Source organism: Klebsiella sp. JB_Kp004 (genome assembly GCF_040065795.1).
Classification (GTDB): domain Bacteria; phylum Pseudomonadota; class Gammaproteobacteria; order Enterobacterales; family Enterobacteriaceae; genus Klebsiella; species Klebsiella quasipneumoniae.
Window position 1 is genome coordinate 72678 of sequence record NZ_JBEAKW010000042.1, and the last position, 14181, is coordinate 86858.

General features: G+C 60.2%; 15 protein-coding genes, 2 pseudogenes and 1 riboswitch. Of the genes and pseudogenes, 8 read left to right on the forward strand and 9 right to left on the reverse strand.

The genetic code is table 11. From position 1 onward, the window contains the following. Nucleotide 1: 1 nt before the first annotated feature. Both ABLX76_RS18125 and ABLX76_RS18130 read right to left on the reverse strand, forming a co-directional pair. Nucleotides 2–304, reverse strand: coding sequence for an urease subunit gamma (locus ABLX76_RS18125; RefSeq protein ID WP_002916871.1), 303 nt, complete (start codon nt 302–304; stop codon nt 2–4). A gap of 9 nt (nt 305–313) precedes the next feature. Next, nucleotides 314–1138: an urease accessory protein UreD gene (locus ABLX76_RS18130; protein ID WP_032454085.1), complete on the reverse strand. Its 825-nt coding sequence runs from the start codon at nt 1136–1138 to the stop codon at nt 314–316. Here ABLX76_RS18130 and ABLX76_RS18135 point away from each other — a divergent pair. Further along, nucleotides 1128–1274: a hypothetical protein gene (locus ABLX76_RS18135; RefSeq protein WP_032428993.1), complete on the forward strand. Its 147-nt coding sequence runs from the start codon at nt 1128–1130 to the stop codon at nt 1272–1274. The genes ABLX76_RS18130 and ABLX76_RS18135 overlap by 11 nt on opposite strands. A 10-nt stretch (nt 1275–1284) precedes the next feature. Here the strand turns inward: ABLX76_RS18135 and ABLX76_RS18140 are convergent. Together ABLX76_RS18140 and plsY are read right to left on the reverse strand one after the other, a co-directional pair. Then, nucleotides 1285–1398, reverse strand: a pseudogene (locus tag ABLX76_RS18140) (hypothetical protein). Between the two features lie 137 nt (nt 1399–1535). Next, complete coding sequence (plsY, locus tag ABLX76_RS18145; protein WP_065882648.1) at nt 1536–2153, reverse strand: glycerol-3-phosphate 1-O-acyltransferase PlsY; 618 nt, start codon at nt 2151–2153, stop codon at nt 1536–1538. A gap of 107 nt (nt 2154–2260) precedes the next feature. Here plsY and folB point away from each other — a divergent pair, with 107 nt between their 5' ends. Next, nucleotides 2261–2644 carry a bifunctional dihydroneopterin aldolase/7,8-dihydroneopterin epimerase gene (gene folB, locus ABLX76_RS18150; RefSeq protein ID WP_004150923.1) on the forward strand — a complete coding sequence of 128 codons (384 nt, stop codon included), beginning with the start codon at nt 2261–2263 and terminating at the stop codon, nt 2642–2644. Nucleotides 2645–2842: 198 nt separating this feature from the next. Next, a complete protein-coding gene (gene bacA, locus ABLX76_RS18155; RefSeq protein WP_023291038.1) occupies nt 2843–3664 on the forward strand; it encodes an undecaprenyl-diphosphate phosphatase in 822 nt (273 codons plus the stop codon). Between the two features lie 11 nt (nt 3665–3675). On the opposite strand, the gene ABLX76_RS18160 is transcribed toward bacA, so the two are convergent. Together ABLX76_RS18160 and ABLX76_RS18165 are read right to left on the reverse strand one after the other, a co-directional pair. After that, complete coding sequence (locus ABLX76_RS18160; protein WP_023291037.1) at nt 3676–4917, reverse strand: multifunctional CCA addition/repair protein; 1242 nt, start codon at nt 4915–4917, stop codon at nt 3676–3678. A 61-nt stretch (nt 4918–4978) separates the two neighbouring features. After that, nucleotides 4979–5599 (reverse strand): TIGR04211 family SH3 domain-containing protein, encoded by a 621-nt coding sequence (locus ABLX76_RS18165; RefSeq protein ID WP_023291036.1) that lies wholly within the window; start codon nt 5597–5599, stop codon nt 4979–4981. A gap of 214 nt (nt 5600–5813) precedes the next feature. Here ABLX76_RS18165 and ABLX76_RS18170 point away from each other — a divergent pair, with 214 nt between their 5' ends. The 3 genes from ABLX76_RS18170 to hldE are packed head-to-tail and all read left to right on the forward strand — an operon-like array spanning nt 5814 to nt 11462. Beyond that, complete coding sequence (locus ABLX76_RS18170) at nt 5814–7112, forward strand: inorganic triphosphatase (RefSeq protein WP_023291035.1); 1299 nt, start codon at nt 5814–5816, stop codon at nt 7110–7112. Between the two features lie 20 nt (nt 7113–7132). Continuing rightward, a complete protein-coding gene (gene glnE, locus ABLX76_RS18175; RefSeq protein ID WP_348875019.1) occupies nt 7133–9970 on the forward strand; it encodes a bifunctional [glutamate--ammonia ligase]-adenylyl-L-tyrosine phosphorylase/[glutamate--ammonia-ligase] adenylyltransferase in 2838 nt (945 codons plus the stop codon). 58 nt (nt 9971–10028) lie between these two features. Beyond that, a complete protein-coding gene (gene hldE, locus ABLX76_RS18180) occupies nt 10029–11462 on the forward strand; it encodes a bifunctional D-glycero-beta-D-manno-heptose-7-phosphate kinase/D-glycero-beta-D-manno-heptose 1-phosphate adenylyltransferase HldE (protein ID WP_023291033.1) in 1434 nt (477 codons plus the stop codon). 80 nt (nt 11463–11542) lie between these two features. Here the strand turns inward: hldE and ABLX76_RS18185 are convergent. Beyond that, nucleotides 11543–11689 (reverse strand): annotated as a pseudogene (locus tag ABLX76_RS18185) (hypothetical protein); the annotation flags it as partial. On the opposite strand from ABLX76_RS18185, the gene glgS reads away from it, so the two are divergent. Beyond that, nucleotides 11681–11878, forward strand: a complete 198-nt coding sequence (gene glgS / locus ABLX76_RS18190) for a cell surface composition regulator GlgS (protein WP_004205248.1) — start codon at nt 11681–11683, stop codon at nt 11876–11878. The pseudogene ABLX76_RS18185 and the gene glgS sit on opposite strands and share 9 nt — an antisense overlap. A 34-nt stretch (nt 11879–11912) precedes the next feature. On the opposite strand, the gene ABLX76_RS18195 is transcribed toward glgS, so the two are convergent. After that, nucleotides 11913–12185, reverse strand: coding sequence for an accessory factor UbiK family protein (locus ABLX76_RS18195; protein WP_004174355.1), 273 nt, complete (start codon nt 12183–12185; stop codon nt 11913–11915). Between the two features lie 120 nt (nt 12186–12305). Next, nucleotides 12306–12457, forward strand: a riboswitch (FMN riboswitch). A gap of 105 nt (nt 12458–12562) precedes the next feature. Between ABLX76_RS18195 and ribB the strand changes: the two genes are divergently transcribed. Further along, nucleotides 12563–13216, forward strand: coding sequence for a 3,4-dihydroxy-2-butanone-4-phosphate synthase (gene ribB, locus ABLX76_RS18200; RefSeq protein WP_023159075.1), 654 nt, complete (start codon nt 12563–12565; stop codon nt 13214–13216). Between the two features lie 63 nt (nt 13217–13279). Here ribB and zupT read toward each other — a convergent pair whose 3' ends face one another. Then, the gene (gene zupT, locus ABLX76_RS18205) at nt 13280–14050 is read right to left on the reverse strand and encodes a zinc transporter ZupT (protein WP_064155330.1); all 771 of its coding nucleotides are present in this window, start codon (nt 14048–14050) and stop codon (nt 13280–13282) included. Between the last annotated feature and the right edge of the window lie 131 nt (nt 14051–14181).

Here is a 14181-nt window from a genome sequence, read left to right on the forward strand (position 1 = left end):
CTCAGATAATCGGGTTGTGAACGGTGACCAGCTTCGAGCCGTCCGGGAAGGTGGCTTCGACCTGGATATCCGGGATCATTTCCGGGACGCCCTCCATCACCTGCTCGCGGGTCAGGACGTGACGGCCTTCCTCCATCAGCGAGGCCACGCTTTTGCCGTCGCGGGCGCCTTCCATAATAAAGGCGCTGATCAGGGCCACGGACTCCGGATAGTTGAGCTTCAGGCCGCGGGCCAGGCGGCGTTCCGCCACCAGCGCGGCGGTAAACAGCAACAGCTTGTCTTTTTCTCGGGGGGTCAGTTCCATAACGTTCTCTTAAGTCAGCCAGATTCGGGGAAGTACGGGGGATTTGCCGGTGAGATGAGGGCGCAGAAACTGCCAGACGTCGCGCATCACCTGCTGGCAAACCAGATTATCGTCACTGAGGAAGCGCACCGTCAGCAGGCGGTCGGTCAGGCTGGCGCCGGCGTAGAGGCCGAGCGGCGCCAGCGCGTCGCGCACCCCGTCGAGCAGGGCATCGGTTGCCGGATAGCACAGCAGCGTGCCGACCCAGGGGCGTCCGGCGACGCTGGACAGCTCTCCCTCCTGCAGGTGCAGGCGCTCGACCAGCAGCGGCTCATCGTCCACCCATACTTCCAGCCGGTTGCTGAGGGTGCCGTGGCTGAAGGTTTCGCCGATCACCGGGCGGCCAAGGCAGAGCAGATCCCAGGCCAGCAGCGTGCTGGAGGCACAAAGGTGAAAGGTGGTGGACAGCCGGGCGTTCGCCCCGGGAAAGAAGATGGCATCCTGCGGGAGCCACTCCAGGGTCGCCTGCGGGGCGAGGGTCAACTGCTGGCGCAAAAGCGCTTGCGCGCCGCTGCTGCGGTAAAACTTGCTGGCGCCAGGCATGGTTATCAGGGTATGGCAGCCGGGATCAAGGTGGGCGCTAATCGTCAGCTCATCACCGCCGACGATGCCGCCGGGGGGGTGAAGCAGATAGAGATGACAGGTCTCTTCTTCCGGGTAAAACGGGCGCTGGACGGTCAGCGGGCCGACGTGTTGGGCGCTGGCGAGAACGGTCTTGCCGCCGGCCTGCTGAAAGCGCAGATCCAGCGTGGCCTGCCAGCCTTTTTTGAGTGGTGGTAACACGGTGCCGTGCAATGTTGCGCCCCTGCAAAATCAAGATAAAACAGCAGCAATGAGTATTGATCGGCGGGAGATTATCCCGGTCATACGAAACGCTTATGTCATCTGTTACCCGGAGCGTCGCATCGGGCGCGAGGGGAAAGCGGCATAACCGCTCCGGATTATTCACCCGGATAATCATTGCCGTCAATATCCTGAACCGTTGCCTGGCCGCGGCGGAAAAGGCGTCAGCGCGGGTCACGCCGCGCCGCCGGTCGCTAGCGTGATTTTTGCAGTGGGACACCGCTAACACATTGTTACAAAAGGGGGATGTGGCGATGATCGCCAATCATGGTGACGTAAGGCGAAAGAGCGGGTGAGACCGCTAAATAGAACCGGGGATCCCTCCGGCTGGCGTGGCCGGGAGGGGAGATTACTTCTCTTGTGGCGTTTTTTTCTTCTTCACCCGCGTCCAGATTTTGCTCTCCTGGCGGCGCCACAGACGCTGAATGTTGTCGTGATGGCGCAGCAGGATCAGGCAGGAGAGCATCGACACCGGGAAGGTGTACTGTGGTTTGAACCACCAGACGTAGAACGGAGCGATCAGCGCGCTGACGATAGCGCCAAGGGAAGAGTAACCGCTGAGCAGGATGGTCAGCAGCCAGGTCCCGGCCATCACGCCGGTCAGGTCGAGACCGATGGGGGCGATAGCGCCGAAGGCCGTGGCGACGCCTTTACCGCCGCGGAAATGAAAGAAGACTGGCCAGATGTGGCCCACGCAGGCGGCAATCGCCACTAAACCCAGCCAGAACGGCGTCAGGCCCAGCGCCCAGGCGCCCCATACCGGCAGCATGCCCTTCAGCACATCAAAAATAAGTACCGCTACGGCCGCCCCTTTTCCGCCAATTCGTAGTACGTTAGTGGCCCCGGGGTTGCCTGAGCCGCTGTCGCGTGGGTCGGGCAGGCCAGCAAGGCGACATACCAGAATGGCGCTGGAAATGGAGCCGCAGAGGTAGGCGAGGAGTACCAGTCCAGGCGCGATTGCACTCATAACGCTGTTCCGTTTTGAAAATGTCGTTGTATTCTCTGCATCTGTGGATAATACGCATAATTCGCCGGAAGTGGTATCCGGTTTAGCTAAAAAGCAGGCAGGGCGTGATGGATATTGTATTTATAGAGCAACTTTCGGTAATCACCACCATTGGTGTTTATGACTGGGAACAAACTATTGAACAGAAGCTGGTGTTCGATATCGAAATTGCATGGGATAACCGCAAGGCGGCCGCCAGCGATGATGTCAGCGATTGCCTTAGCTATGCTGATATCAGCGAGCGCGTCATCGCGCATGTTGAGGGGGGAAAATTCGCGTTAGTGGAGCGGGTGGCGGAAGAGGTGGCCGACCTGCTGCTGGAGACATTCCAGTCGCCATGGGTGCGCATTAAAGTCAGCAAACCTGGCGCCGTGGCTCGCGCGGCAAACGTCGGGGTGATTATTGAACGTGGCCTTAATCTGAAACAAAACTTTTCAGGTCATACTTGTTAAACAAATTGCGTTTATACCGGTCATAGCATCCGGTCATCAGGCAATTTTACTGGCGATCTCCTACCAGAACGGCAGGTGAATCCTTGTGTACGCCGTGTATGCTGCGGATTGCGCGCCCTCTGGCAGCCGGGTTGTGCCTGTTGAACGATACCGTGTTCCTGGTTTTTTTCATTTTACTTTTTTAAAGGGTTTAATTGGATGAGCGATATACACTCGCTGCTGGTGGCGGCAATATTGGGTGTGGTTGAGGGGTTAACAGAATTTTTACCTGTTTCCAGTACCGGTCATATGATTATTGTTGGTCACCTGCTGGGGTTTGAAGGTGATACGGCAAATACCTTTGAAGTGGTTATTCAGCTAGGCTCGATACTCGCCGTGGTGGTGATGTTCTGGCGTCGCCTGTTCGGCCTGATCGGCATCCATTTCGGCAAGCCGCCGGCGCATGAAGGCAAGGGCAGCGGTCGCTTATCGCTTATCCATATCCTTCTCGGTATGATCCCTGCGGTGGTGATGGGGCTTATTTTCCACGACACCATTAAGTCCTTGTTTAACCCGGTAAACGTGATGTACGCCCTGATTGTCGGCGGTGTGCTGTTAATTGCGGCGGAAGTGCTGAAGCCGAAACAGCCGCGCGCGGTCGGGATTGACGATATGACCTATCGTCAGGCATTCGTTATCGGCTGCTTCCAGTGCCTGGCGCTGTGGCCGGGCTTCTCCCGCTCAGGGGCGACCATCTCCGGCGGCATGCTGATGGGCGTCAGCCGCTACGCGGCGTCAGAGTTCTCATTCCTGCTGGCGGTACCGATGATGATGGGCGCCACGGTGCTGGACGTCTACAAGAGCATCGGCTTCCTCAACATGGGCGATGTTCCGATGTTTGCCGTCGGCTTCGTGATGGCGTTTATCGTGGCGCTGATTGCGATTAAAACCTTCCTGCAGCTGATCAAACGGATCTCGTTCATTCCGTTCGCTATCTACCGCTTTATCGTCGCGGCAGCGGTTTACGTGGTCTTTTTCTAAGGCCTGCGCCCTCAGCCTTGCGGCTGGGGGCAACGCTGTTCCTTCCACTGCGCCACCGCCGCAATTCTCCGCCGCGTCAGCTCCTCGCGAATTTCCGCCCCTTTAAATCCTGCCGCTACCACCTCTTTGGTGGAGACCGACTGCGCCACTTCCCAGGCCTCCAGCAGCAGGCGCCCCTGCGGATAATCGCTGGCCTCAAAGCCGGTGCGCCCGCGGACGTCGGCTTCGCTGGTGAGGGCGATCTGTTGCACGCGCTGCGGTTTACGCCAGGCGTCAATGCTGTCGAAAAGTTTGACGAGGGTTTTTGGCTGCAGGATCGGCAGGGTGTGGATCAGATCATGGTACTCCGCCACCAGTTTCGCGAGATCGCGGATATCGTTCGGCACCCGCAGACGCGCGCAGAGCTGCTCCACCAGCTTGACTCCCGCCGGGCCATGGCCGTGGTGACGCGGCCAGAGCGCTTTCGGCGTCAGCCCTTTGCCGAGGTCATGGCACAGGGTGGCGAAGCGCACCTCGACGTCCGGCGATAGCATCGCGGCCATCGTGACGGTCATCAGGGTGTGCAGGCCGGTATCGATTTCCGGGTGCCATTTGGCCGGGGCCGGCACGCCGTACAGGGCGTCAATCTCCGGGAACAGCACCTTGAGGGCCTGGCAGTCGCGCAGCGTCTGGAAAAAGACCTGCGGGTTGCGGGTGGTCAACGCGCTTTCCGTCTCTTTCCACACCCGCTCCGGCGTTAAATGGGCCAGTTCGCCAGCCTCAACCATGGCGGCCATCAGGGTCTGGGTCTCTTCGGCGATGCGAAAACCGAGATGGGCATAGCGGGCGGCAAAGCGCGCCACGCGCAGCACGCGCAGCGGGTCTTCGCTAAAGGCGGGAGAGACATGGCGCAGCAGGCGCTGGCGGAGATCGTTTTGTCCGCCGTAGGGGTCGATAATCGTGCCGTCGGCATCCTGGGCGAGGGCGTTGACCGTCAGGTCGCGGCGTAGCAGATCCGCCTCAAGAGTGACGTCCGGGGCGGCATAGCAGGTAAAACCGGTATAGCCTGCGCCGGATTTGCGCTCGGTGCGGGCCAGGGCATACTCTTCCCGGCTTTGCGGATGAAGAAACACGGGAAAGTCGCGGCCTACCTGCTGATAGCCCGCGTCAAGCATCTGTTGCGGGGTGGCGCCCACCACCACCCAGTCTCGGTCTTTGACCGGCAGTCCTAACAGCGCGTCGCGCACCGCACCACCGACCAGATAACTCTTCACGCCTGATTCTCCCGTATCTGTTTTTCGCAAGATGATACGTAAGTCTGGCAGAGAAGACGAATTAGTTCATCCACCGGTCTTTACGTTTGCGGCTTGGCACCAGATGCGGCAGCACCAGACCCAGCAGCAAACCGACGCCCAGCACGCCGCCGCCGTACATAAACCACTGCATGATAATGGTGCGCTGTTTATCATCAAGCTGCAGATTCGCCGCATTCACCTTCTTCTGCGCGACAACCAGCTCGTTTTTCAACTTTTGGTTCTCGTCTTTCAACGCGTTGATCACGCTGTCGCTGCCGGCGACTTTCTTCTGCATATCCGCCGTGCGCTGGTTCCAGGTGGCGTCGATATTATTCAGCTTATCGGTCAGCGTTTTGACCTGGTTTTCCAGATCCGGGACGCGGGTGCGCAGGCTGGGCTCGTTGCTCAGCTCTTTCAGCGGGATCCAGGCGGTACGCCCATTCGCGTCGCGGATCTGCGCGTAACTGGTGCTGTCGTTGGTTTGCAGCACCGACACTTCTTCCCCGGCGTTGATGGTGCCGACCAGACGATAATTATCGCCCGGGCCGCTGCGAACCCAGGTGTTCAGCTCATCGGAAACGTAGCGCTTTTCTTCTGCGTGAACCGCCGTGGCGGCGCTAAGCGCGAGCAAAGTAAAAGTAATCAGGCGTAATTTTGGCATCAGGTCATCGTTTGGTCATAAAAAGTGGAACGATAGTAGAGGCATCGCCAGAGCGACGCAAAGTTTTCCACCACAATCGGAATCATCCAGGAGGTGGCCCGGCAAAAAGCGCGTTGCATGGCGATTCGCCGCAAAATACTATCTACTGACAAAAAATATCGTCGTAAGTTCGCCGCAATTTGTCGGCGCAGCACAGAAGCGGAAGAATTCAGTCATGGCTCAAGAAATCGAACTTAAGTTTATCGTCGCTCAGGATGGGGTAGAGACGCTGCGCGAGCAGCTCAATGCGCTCGAGGCGAAACATACGCCCGCGGGCCAGTTGCTGAACATTTACTATGAAACCGCCGATAACTGGCTGCGTCGTCACGACATGGGGCTGCGCATCCGCGGCGACCAGGGGCGTTATGAGATGACGCTGAAAATCGCCGGTCGGGTGGTGGGCGGCCTGCACCAGCGCCCGGAATACAATATTCCACTGGATAAACCGGAGCTGGCGCTTGAGCGCCTGCCGGCGGAGGTCTGGCCGCAAGGGGAACTTCCAGCCGCGCTGGCGGAGCATGTGCAACCGCTGTTCAGCACCGACTTTGCCCGTGAACGCTGGGTGATCCAGGAAGGAAAGAGTGAAATTGAGATTGCCCTCGATCGCGGCGAAGTGAAGGCGGGCGAGCATCAGGAGCCGATCTGCGAGCTGGAGCTGGAGCTGCTCGCCGGGGAGACCGCCGATCTGCTGCGCCTCGCGCAGCGTTTGCTGGAGAGCGGCGTCCTGCGTCAGGGGAGCCTGAGCAAAGCCGCGCGCGGGTATCATCTGGCGCAAGGCAACGACGAGCGCCCGGTAACCCGGCTGGCGGTGCTGCCGGTGGCGGCGAAGGCCAGCGTGGAGCAGGGGCTGGAGGCGGCGCTGGAGAGCGCCCTGGCGCACTGGCTGTATCACGATGAGGTCTGGCTGCGCGGCAACGCGAAAGCCAAAGCGGAAATCCTGCTGGCGATAGCCCGCGTGCGCCATGCGCTGGTGCTGTTCGGCGGCATCGTACCGCGGAAGGCGACCACCCACCTCCGCGCGTTGCTGAACGACGCCGAAGCGGCGCTGCTGGCCGCGGACACCGCCGATGAGGCGTTATTCCGCACCGAGGTCGTCGCCGCCAAACTGGCGCTGACCGAATGGCTGGTCCAGCGCGGCTGGCGTCCGTTCCTCAACGAGGCGGGAGAGAAAAAAATAGCCGGATCGTTCAAACGGTTTGCCGATATTCACCTTTCCCGGGCGGCGGCTGAGCTGCGCGGCGCCGTGCAGCACCTGGCGGTGGAGGATGCCGCCGACCAGCTGCCGAAGCTGGCGCGCGACATCGACAGCGTCCAGTTGCTGGCGGGCGCCTATGGCGACGCCGTCGCGCCGTGGCTGGAGAACTGGCAGGAACTACAGCGTGCGATAGAGCATGACGACCGCAGCGTCTTTGAATATTTCCGTCGCCAGGCGCTGGCTGCCGAGCCGTTCTGGCTGCATAGTGGAAAACGATAATTACAGGCCAGGGAGCCCCTATGATGCCGCTTTCTTCGCAGTTACAGCAGCACTGGCAGACGGTCGCTGACCGCCTGCCAGCGGATTTCCCCGTCGCCGAACTGAGCCCGCAGGCCAGGTCGGTGATGGCGTTCAGTGATTTTGTCGAACAGAGTGTGATCGCCCAGCCAGGCTGGCTGAACGAGCTTGCCCAGTCTTCACCGGAGGCGGAAGAGTGGCGGCATTATGAGACCTGGCTGCAGGAACGCCTGCAGGCGGTGGCTGACGAAGCGGGGTTGATGCGAGAGCTGCGTCTTTTCCGCCGTCATATGATGGTCCGCATCGCCTGGGCGCAGGCGCTGTCGCTGGTAAGCGAAGAAGAGACGCTGCAGCAGTTGAGCGTCCTGGCGGAGACCCTGATTGTCGCCGCCCGCGACTGGCTGTACGCCGCCTGCTGTAAAGAGTGGGGAACGCCCTGCAATGCCGAGGGCCAGCCGCAGCCGCTGCTGATCCTCGGGATGGGAAAGCTGGGCGGCGGCGAGCTGAACTTCTCTTCCGATATCGATCTGATTTTTGCCTGGCCCGAGCATGGCGCCACCCGCGGCGGCCGCCGCGAGCTGGATAACGCCCAGTTCTTTACCCGCCTGGGGCAGCGGCTTATCAAGGCGCTCGACCAGCCGACGCAGGACGGCTTTGTTTATCGGGTGGACATGCGTCTGCGGCCGTTTGGCGACAGTGGGCCGCTGGTGCTCAGCTTTGCGGCGCTGGAGGATTATTACCAGGAGCAGGGCCGGGACTGGGAACGCTACGCGATGGTGAAAGCGCGGATCATGGGCGATAACGACGACGCCTACGCCAGCGAGCTGCGCGCGATGCTTCGCCCCTTCGTCTTCCGCCGCTATATCGACTTCAGCGTGATCCAGTCGCTGCGTAACATGAAAGGCATGATCGCTCGCGAAGTGCGGCGTCGCGGGCTGAAAGACAACATCAAGCTCGGCGCCGGCGGGATCCGTGAAATTGAGTTTATCGTGCAGGTCTTTCAGCTGATCCGCGGCGGTCGCGAACCTGCGCTGCAGCAGCGGGCGCTGCTGCCGACGCTGGCGGCGATTGATGAGCTGCATCTGCTGCCGGAAGGCGACGCGGCGCGGCTGCGCGCGGCCTATCTGTTCCTGCGCCGGCTGGAAAACCTGCTGCAGAGCATCAACGATGAGCAGACTCAGACTCTGCCGCAGGATGAACTGAACCGCGCCAGGCTGGCGTGGGGGATGCATACCGACGACTGGGAGACGCTGAGCGCGCAGCTGGCGAGCCATATGGCCAGCGTGCGGCGGGTGTTTAATGAGCTGATCGGCGATGATGAGGCCCAGTCGCCGGATGAGCAGCTGGCTGAGTACTGGCGCGAACTGTGGCAGGATGCGCTGGAAGAAGATGACGCCAGCCCGGCGCTGGCGCATTTAAACGACGCCGACCGCCGCAGCGTGCTGGCGCTGATTGCTGATTTCCGTAAAGAGCTGGATCGGCGCACCATCGGCCCGCGAGGCCGCCAGGTGCTGGATCAACTGATGCCGCATCTGCTGAGCGAAATCTGCTCGCGCGCCGATGCGCCTCTGCCTCTGGCGCGGATCACGCCGCTGTTGACCGGGATCGTCACTCGCACCACCTATCTTGAGCTATTGAGCGAATTCCCCGGCGCGCTGAAGCACCTGATTACGCTCTGCGCGGCGTCGCCGATGGTCGCCAGCCAGCTGGCGCGCCACCCGCTGCTGCTTGATGAACTGCTGGATCCCAACACCCTCTATCAGCCGACGGCGACCGATGCCTATCGCGACGAGCTGCGCCAGTATCTGCTGCGCGTGCCGGAAGAGGATGAAGAGCAGCAGCTGGAGGCATTGCGCCAGTTCAAGCAGGCGCAGCAGCTGCATATCGCCGCGGCGGATATCGCCGGCACGCTGCCGGTGATGAAGGTCAGCGATCACTTAACCTGGCTTGCCGAAGCGATCCTCGACGCGGTGGTGCAGCAGGCATGGGGACAGATGGTGGCCCGCTACGGCCAGCCGACCCACCTGCACGATCGCCAGGGGCGCGGCTTCGCCGTCGTCGGCTACGGCAAGCTCGGCGGCTGGGAGCTGGGCTACAGTTCCGATCTCGACCTGGTGTTCCTCCATGACTGCCCGGCGGAGGTGATGACCGACGGCGAGCGGGAGATCGACGGCCGTCAGTTCTACCTGCGGCTGGCTCAGCGGATCATGCATCTGTTCAGCACCCGCACCTCGTCCGGTATTCTCTACGAAGTTGACGCCCGGCTGCGCCCTTCCGGCGCGGCGGGGATGCTGGTCACCACCGCCGACGCGTTTGCCGACTATCAGCAGAACGAAGCCTGGACATGGGAGCATCAGGCGCTGGTGCGCGCTCGCGTGGTCTATGGCGACCCGGCGCTGCAGGCGCGATTTGACGCCATTCGTCGCGATATCCTGACCACCGCGCGGGATGGCGCGACCCTGCAGACCGAAGTTCGCGAGATGCGTGAGAAGATGCGCGCCCACCTCGGCAATAAACATGCCGATCGTTTTGATATCAAAGCCGATGCCGGTGGGATCACGGATATTGAATTTATTACCCAGTATCTGGTCCTACGCTATGCCAGCGACAAGCCGAAGTTGACCCGCTGGTCTGATAACGTGCGTATTCTCGAGCTGCTGGCGCAGAACGACATCATGGACGAGGAGGAAGCGCGAGCCTTAACGCACGCGTACACCACCTTGCGTGATGCGCTCCATCACCTGGCCCTGCAGGAGCTGCCGGGACACGTGGTGCCAGAGGCATTCAGCCGGGAGCGTGAGCAGGTCAGCGCCAGCTGGCAGAAGTGGCTGATGGCTTAACTATAAAATCGGGTGTGCTATTATCGCGCGCAAAGTTTGCGTCTCGCAGGAGAGAGTCATGAAAGTAACGCTGCCGGAGTTTGAACGTGCAGGAGTGTTGGTGGTGGGTGATGTGATGCTGGACCGCTACTGGTACGGCCCCACCAGTCGTATTTCCCCGGAAGCCCCGGTGCCGGTGGTGAAGGTGGAAAATATCGAAGAACGTCCTGGCGGCGCGGCAAACGTAGCGATGAACATCGCCTCCCTGGGGGCGACGTCGCGCCTGGTGGGATTGACCGGGATTGATGACGCCGCCCGCGCGCTGAGCCAGGCGCTGGCCAACGTCAATGTGAAGTGCGACTTTGTCTCCGTCCCGACACACCCGACCATCACCAAGCTGCGGGTGCTGTCGCGCAACCAGCAGCTGATCCGCCTCGACTTTGAAGAGGGCTTTTCCGGCGTTGATCCGCAGCCGATGCACGAGCGCATTCAGCAGGCGCTGGGCTCGATTGGCGCGCTGGTTCTCTCGGACTACGCTAAAGGGGCGCTGACCAGCGTCCAGACGATGATCAAGCTCGCCCGTGAAGCAGGCGTGCCGGTGCTGATCGATCCGAAAGGTACCGATTTCGAACGCTATCGCGGCGCAACGCTGCTCACGCCGAACCTCTCTGAGTTTGAAGCGGTGGTGGGCAAGTGCCAGAATGAAGCGGAGATCGTTGAGCGCGGCATGAAGCTCATCGCCGAATTCGAACTGTCAGCGCTGCTGGTGACGCGCTCTGAGCAGGGGATGACGCTGCTGCAGCCGGGGCGTCCGCCGCTGCATATGCCGACCCAGGCCCAGGAAGTGTACGATGTCACCGGCGCCGGCGACACGGTGATTGGCGTGCTGGCGGCGACCCTGGCCTCCGGCAATACCCTGGAAGAGGCCTGCTATTTCGCCAACGCCGCGGCGGGCGTGGTGGTTGGCAAGCTGGGGACCTCCACCGTTTCTCCTGTCGAGCTGGAAAATGCGGTTCGCGGCCGGGCTGAGACTGGCTTCGGCGTGATGAGCGAAGAGGAACTCAAACAGGCGGTTGCGGCAGCGCGCAAGCGCGGCGAGAAAGTGGTTATGACCAACGGCGTCTTCGACATTCTGCACGCCGGCCATGTCTCCTATCTGGCGAATGCGCGCAAACTGGGCGACCGTCTGATCGTGGCGGTCAACAGCGATGCCTCCACCAAACGTCTGAAAGGCGAAACCCGCCCGGTTAACCCGCTGGAGCAGCGGATGATCGTGCTGGGGGCGCTGGAGGCGGTCGACTGGGTGGTCTCCTTCGAAGAAGATACACCGCAGCGCCTGATTGCCGGGATCCTGCCGGATCTGCTGGTCAAAGGTGGCGACTACAAACCGGAACAGATCGCCGGCAGTGAAGAGGTCTGGGCGAACGGTGGCGAAGTGCTGGTGCTCAACTTTGAAGATGGGTGCTCAACCACCAACATTATTAAGAAAATACAAAAAGATAGCGAAAAATAACCGTTTCGCTATTCACCCACCAGAACGGTGCGGCATCACGGCCTGCGATAGCGATATCGCGGGCCGTTTTTATTTAATGATGTGGAAAATGATTTGGCGCAATAAATAATCACATTGAGCGCATTTTTCGTACAAATGGCGTTAAGGTAAGCGTAAATACTGAAGTGAGTAAAAAGCATATGACTGATCAGAACATCCACCGCTGAAGGAGTATGCGCATGAACCATAACGATATGTATTCAATGAAGAATTTTGATTTTTTGGCGCGGAGTTTCGCCAGAATGCACGCCCAGGGCCAGCCAGTTGATCTTCAGGCCATCGTCGGCAATATGGATGAAGAACATCGTGAATGGTTTTGCCAGCGCTATGAACTGTACTGTCGTCAGGTGAACAGCCCGGCGGAAGCCGCACACTAAGCCAACGCAAACGGGCCCCTGAGGGCCCGTTTTTTTACTGCTGCTCTTCGCTGCCAGGCGTCGTCGCCGGGCGGTTTTCAAGGTCATTCAGGCGCTGTTCCAGCAGCGCCAGTTTTTCGCGGGTCCGCAGCAGAACCTGAGTCTGCACATCAAACTCTTCGCGGCTAACCAGATCCAGGCGGGTCAGCTGCGACTGCAGCGCCTGGCGGATTTTCTTCTCAACATCCTCACCCAGATCGCGAAGTCCTTTTGGCATCGACTCATGGACCTGGCGGGCGATTTGTTCAATTTTTTTCGGGTCAATCATGGTGGTTTCCTGCTCGGGTCGGATGATTGATCATTGTAGTGCGAACCAGGCCGCCTATAAACCAGAAATGTTTGAAGCTTATGCATTGCCGAGGATAGTCAATAGCGTTATAGTTATCTCGCTTATTCTCAGGGCGGGGCGAAATTCCCCACCGGCGGTAAATCAACCATGGCGTTGAAAGCCCGCGAGCGCTTCCCGTGACTACGGGAAGGTCAGCAGATCCGGTGTAATTCCGGGGCCGACGGTTAAAGTCCGGATGGGAGAGAGTAACGGCACAGTCGGGCCCAGGCCCGCTCGCGTTGACTTTTGCCGCTAAACCGGCGCTCCTAAGACTGCCCTGATTCTGGTAACCATAATTTTAATGAGGTTTTTTTACCATGAATCAGACGCTCCTTTCTTCTTTTGGTACCGCTTTTGAACGTGTGGAACACGCTTTAAACGCCCTGCGCGAAGGCCGCGGCGTGATGGTGCTTGACGATGAAGACCGTGAAAACGAAGGCGATATGATTTTCGCCGCCGAAACCATGACCGTAGAGCAGATGGCGCTGACCATTCGTCACGGCAGCGGCATTGTGTGCCTGTGCCTGACCGAAGATCGCCGTAAACAGCTGGATCTGCCGATGATGGTGGAGAACAACACCAGCGCCTACGGCACCGGCTTTACCGTGACCATCGAAGCGGCCGAAGGCGTGACCACCGGCGTTTCCGCTGCCGACCGCGTGACCACCGTCCGCGCGGCGATTGCCGACGGCGCGAAACCTTCCGATCTCAACCGTCCTGGCCACGTTTTCCCGCTGCGGGCGCAGCCGGGCGGCGTACTGACCCGCGGCGGCCACACCGAAGCCACTATCGACCTCGTGACCCTCGCCGGCTTCAAACCGGCAGGCGTGCTGTGCGAGCTGACCAATGACGATGGCACTATGGCCCGCGCGCCGGAGTGCATCAAGTTCGCTCAGCAGCACAATATGGCAGTGGTCACGATTGAAGATCTGGTGGCCTATCGTCGCGAACATGAGCGTAAAGCCAGCTAATCAGCGGCTGACAACGCCAGTGAAAACAGCCCACTTTTTAGTGGGCTGTATTGTTTCTGCGCCTTAACCGATGCCCATCGTCTGGAGCACCACCAGGCTCAGCCCCATCACCGACATCCCGCACAGGACGCCATAGCTCGGGTTGCTTTGCGGATCGATCTCTTTTGCCAGCGGCATCAGTTCATCGACCGACAGCGCCACCATAATCCCGGCGACGGCGGCCATGATCGCGCCCATGACCAGCGGCGAGACCAGACTGCCCAGAATCAGCCACGCCAGCACGCCGCCTAAAATCTCCGCCATGCCGGAAAGACCGGCCCAGAGCACCGCCTTGCTGCGCGATCCGGTAGCGGCATATACCGGCCCGGCAACCGCCAGACCTTCAGGAATATTGTGCAGGGCGACGGCAAGCGCCACTCCCATGCCAAGCTCGAGGTTGTTGCTGGCCGTGACATAGGTGGCGATGCCTTCCGGAAAATTATGCAGGCTGATACCCAGCGTCAGCAAAATGGCGGTGCGGCGTAAATTGCGCGGCCGCGGCGCGGCGGGCGGCATCAGATCCTGCGGGTGGGCGTGCGGCAGCAGGCGATCGAGACCAAAGTAGCCCAGCAGGCCGACAACAAACATTCCGTAGCCGAGCAGCGGCGACATGCCCTCGGCGGCCAGCGCGGCAGGCAGCATTTCCATCAACGAAATCAACAGCATGATCCCGGCGGCAAAGCCGAGGGAGAAGCCAAGCAGGCGGTTAGAGGGTTTCTGGCCAATCACGCCGAATATGGCGCCAATAAAGGTTGCGCTACCGGCTAACAGCGTCAATATTAAGGGTGATGACATCGCTTCTCTCCCTGCGAAAATAAGTGCATACGAGTATATTGCCTGAGGATGCGCGTACGGGACAGCTCCCTTTACCGCGAATTACATTCAAATTTTCTGACGATCATCATCATGGTTATCTGAGTTTATCC

Bases quoted from the DNA above. Each gene is read 5' to 3' on its own strand.
- ABLX76_RS18125 (WP_002916871.1), bottom strand. From the start codon at position 304: ATGGAACTGACCCCCCGAGAAAAAGACAAGCTGTTGCTGTTTACCGCC.
- plsY (WP_065882648.1), bottom strand. From the start codon at position 2,153: ATGAGTGCAATCGCGCCTGGACTGGTACTCCTCGCCTACCTCTGCGGC.
- folB (WP_004150923.1), top strand. From the start codon at position 2,261: ATGGATATTGTATTTATAGAGCAACTTTCGGTAATCACCACCATTGGT.
- bacA (WP_023291038.1), top strand. From the start codon at position 2,843: ATGAGCGATATACACTCGCTGCTGGTGGCGGCAATATTGGGTGTGGTT.
- ABLX76_RS18165 (WP_023291036.1), bottom strand. From the start codon at position 5,599: ATGCCAAAATTACGCCTGATTACTTTTACTTTGCTCGCGCTTAGCGCC.
- ABLX76_RS18170 (WP_023291035.1), top strand. From the start codon at position 5,814: ATGGCTCAAGAAATCGAACTTAAGTTTATCGTCGCTCAGGATGGGGTA.
- glnE (WP_348875019.1), top strand. From the start codon at position 7,133: ATGATGCCGCTTTCTTCGCAGTTACAGCAGCACTGGCAGACGGTCGCT.
- hldE (WP_023291033.1), top strand. From the start codon at position 10,029: ATGAAAGTAACGCTGCCGGAGTTTGAACGTGCAGGAGTGTTGGTGGTG.
- glgS (WP_004205248.1), top strand. From the start codon at position 11,681: ATGAACCATAACGATATGTATTCAATGAAGAATTTTGATTTTTTGGCG.
- ABLX76_RS18195 (WP_004174355.1), bottom strand. From the start codon at position 12,185: ATGATTGACCCGAAAAAAATTGAACAAATCGCCCGCCAGGTCCATGAG.
- ribB (WP_023159075.1), top strand. From the start codon at position 12,563: ATGAATCAGACGCTCCTTTCTTCTTTTGGTACCGCTTTTGAACGTGTG.
- zupT (WP_064155330.1), bottom strand. From the start codon at position 14,050: ATGTCATCACCCTTAATATTGACGCTGTTAGCCGGTAGCGCAACCTTT.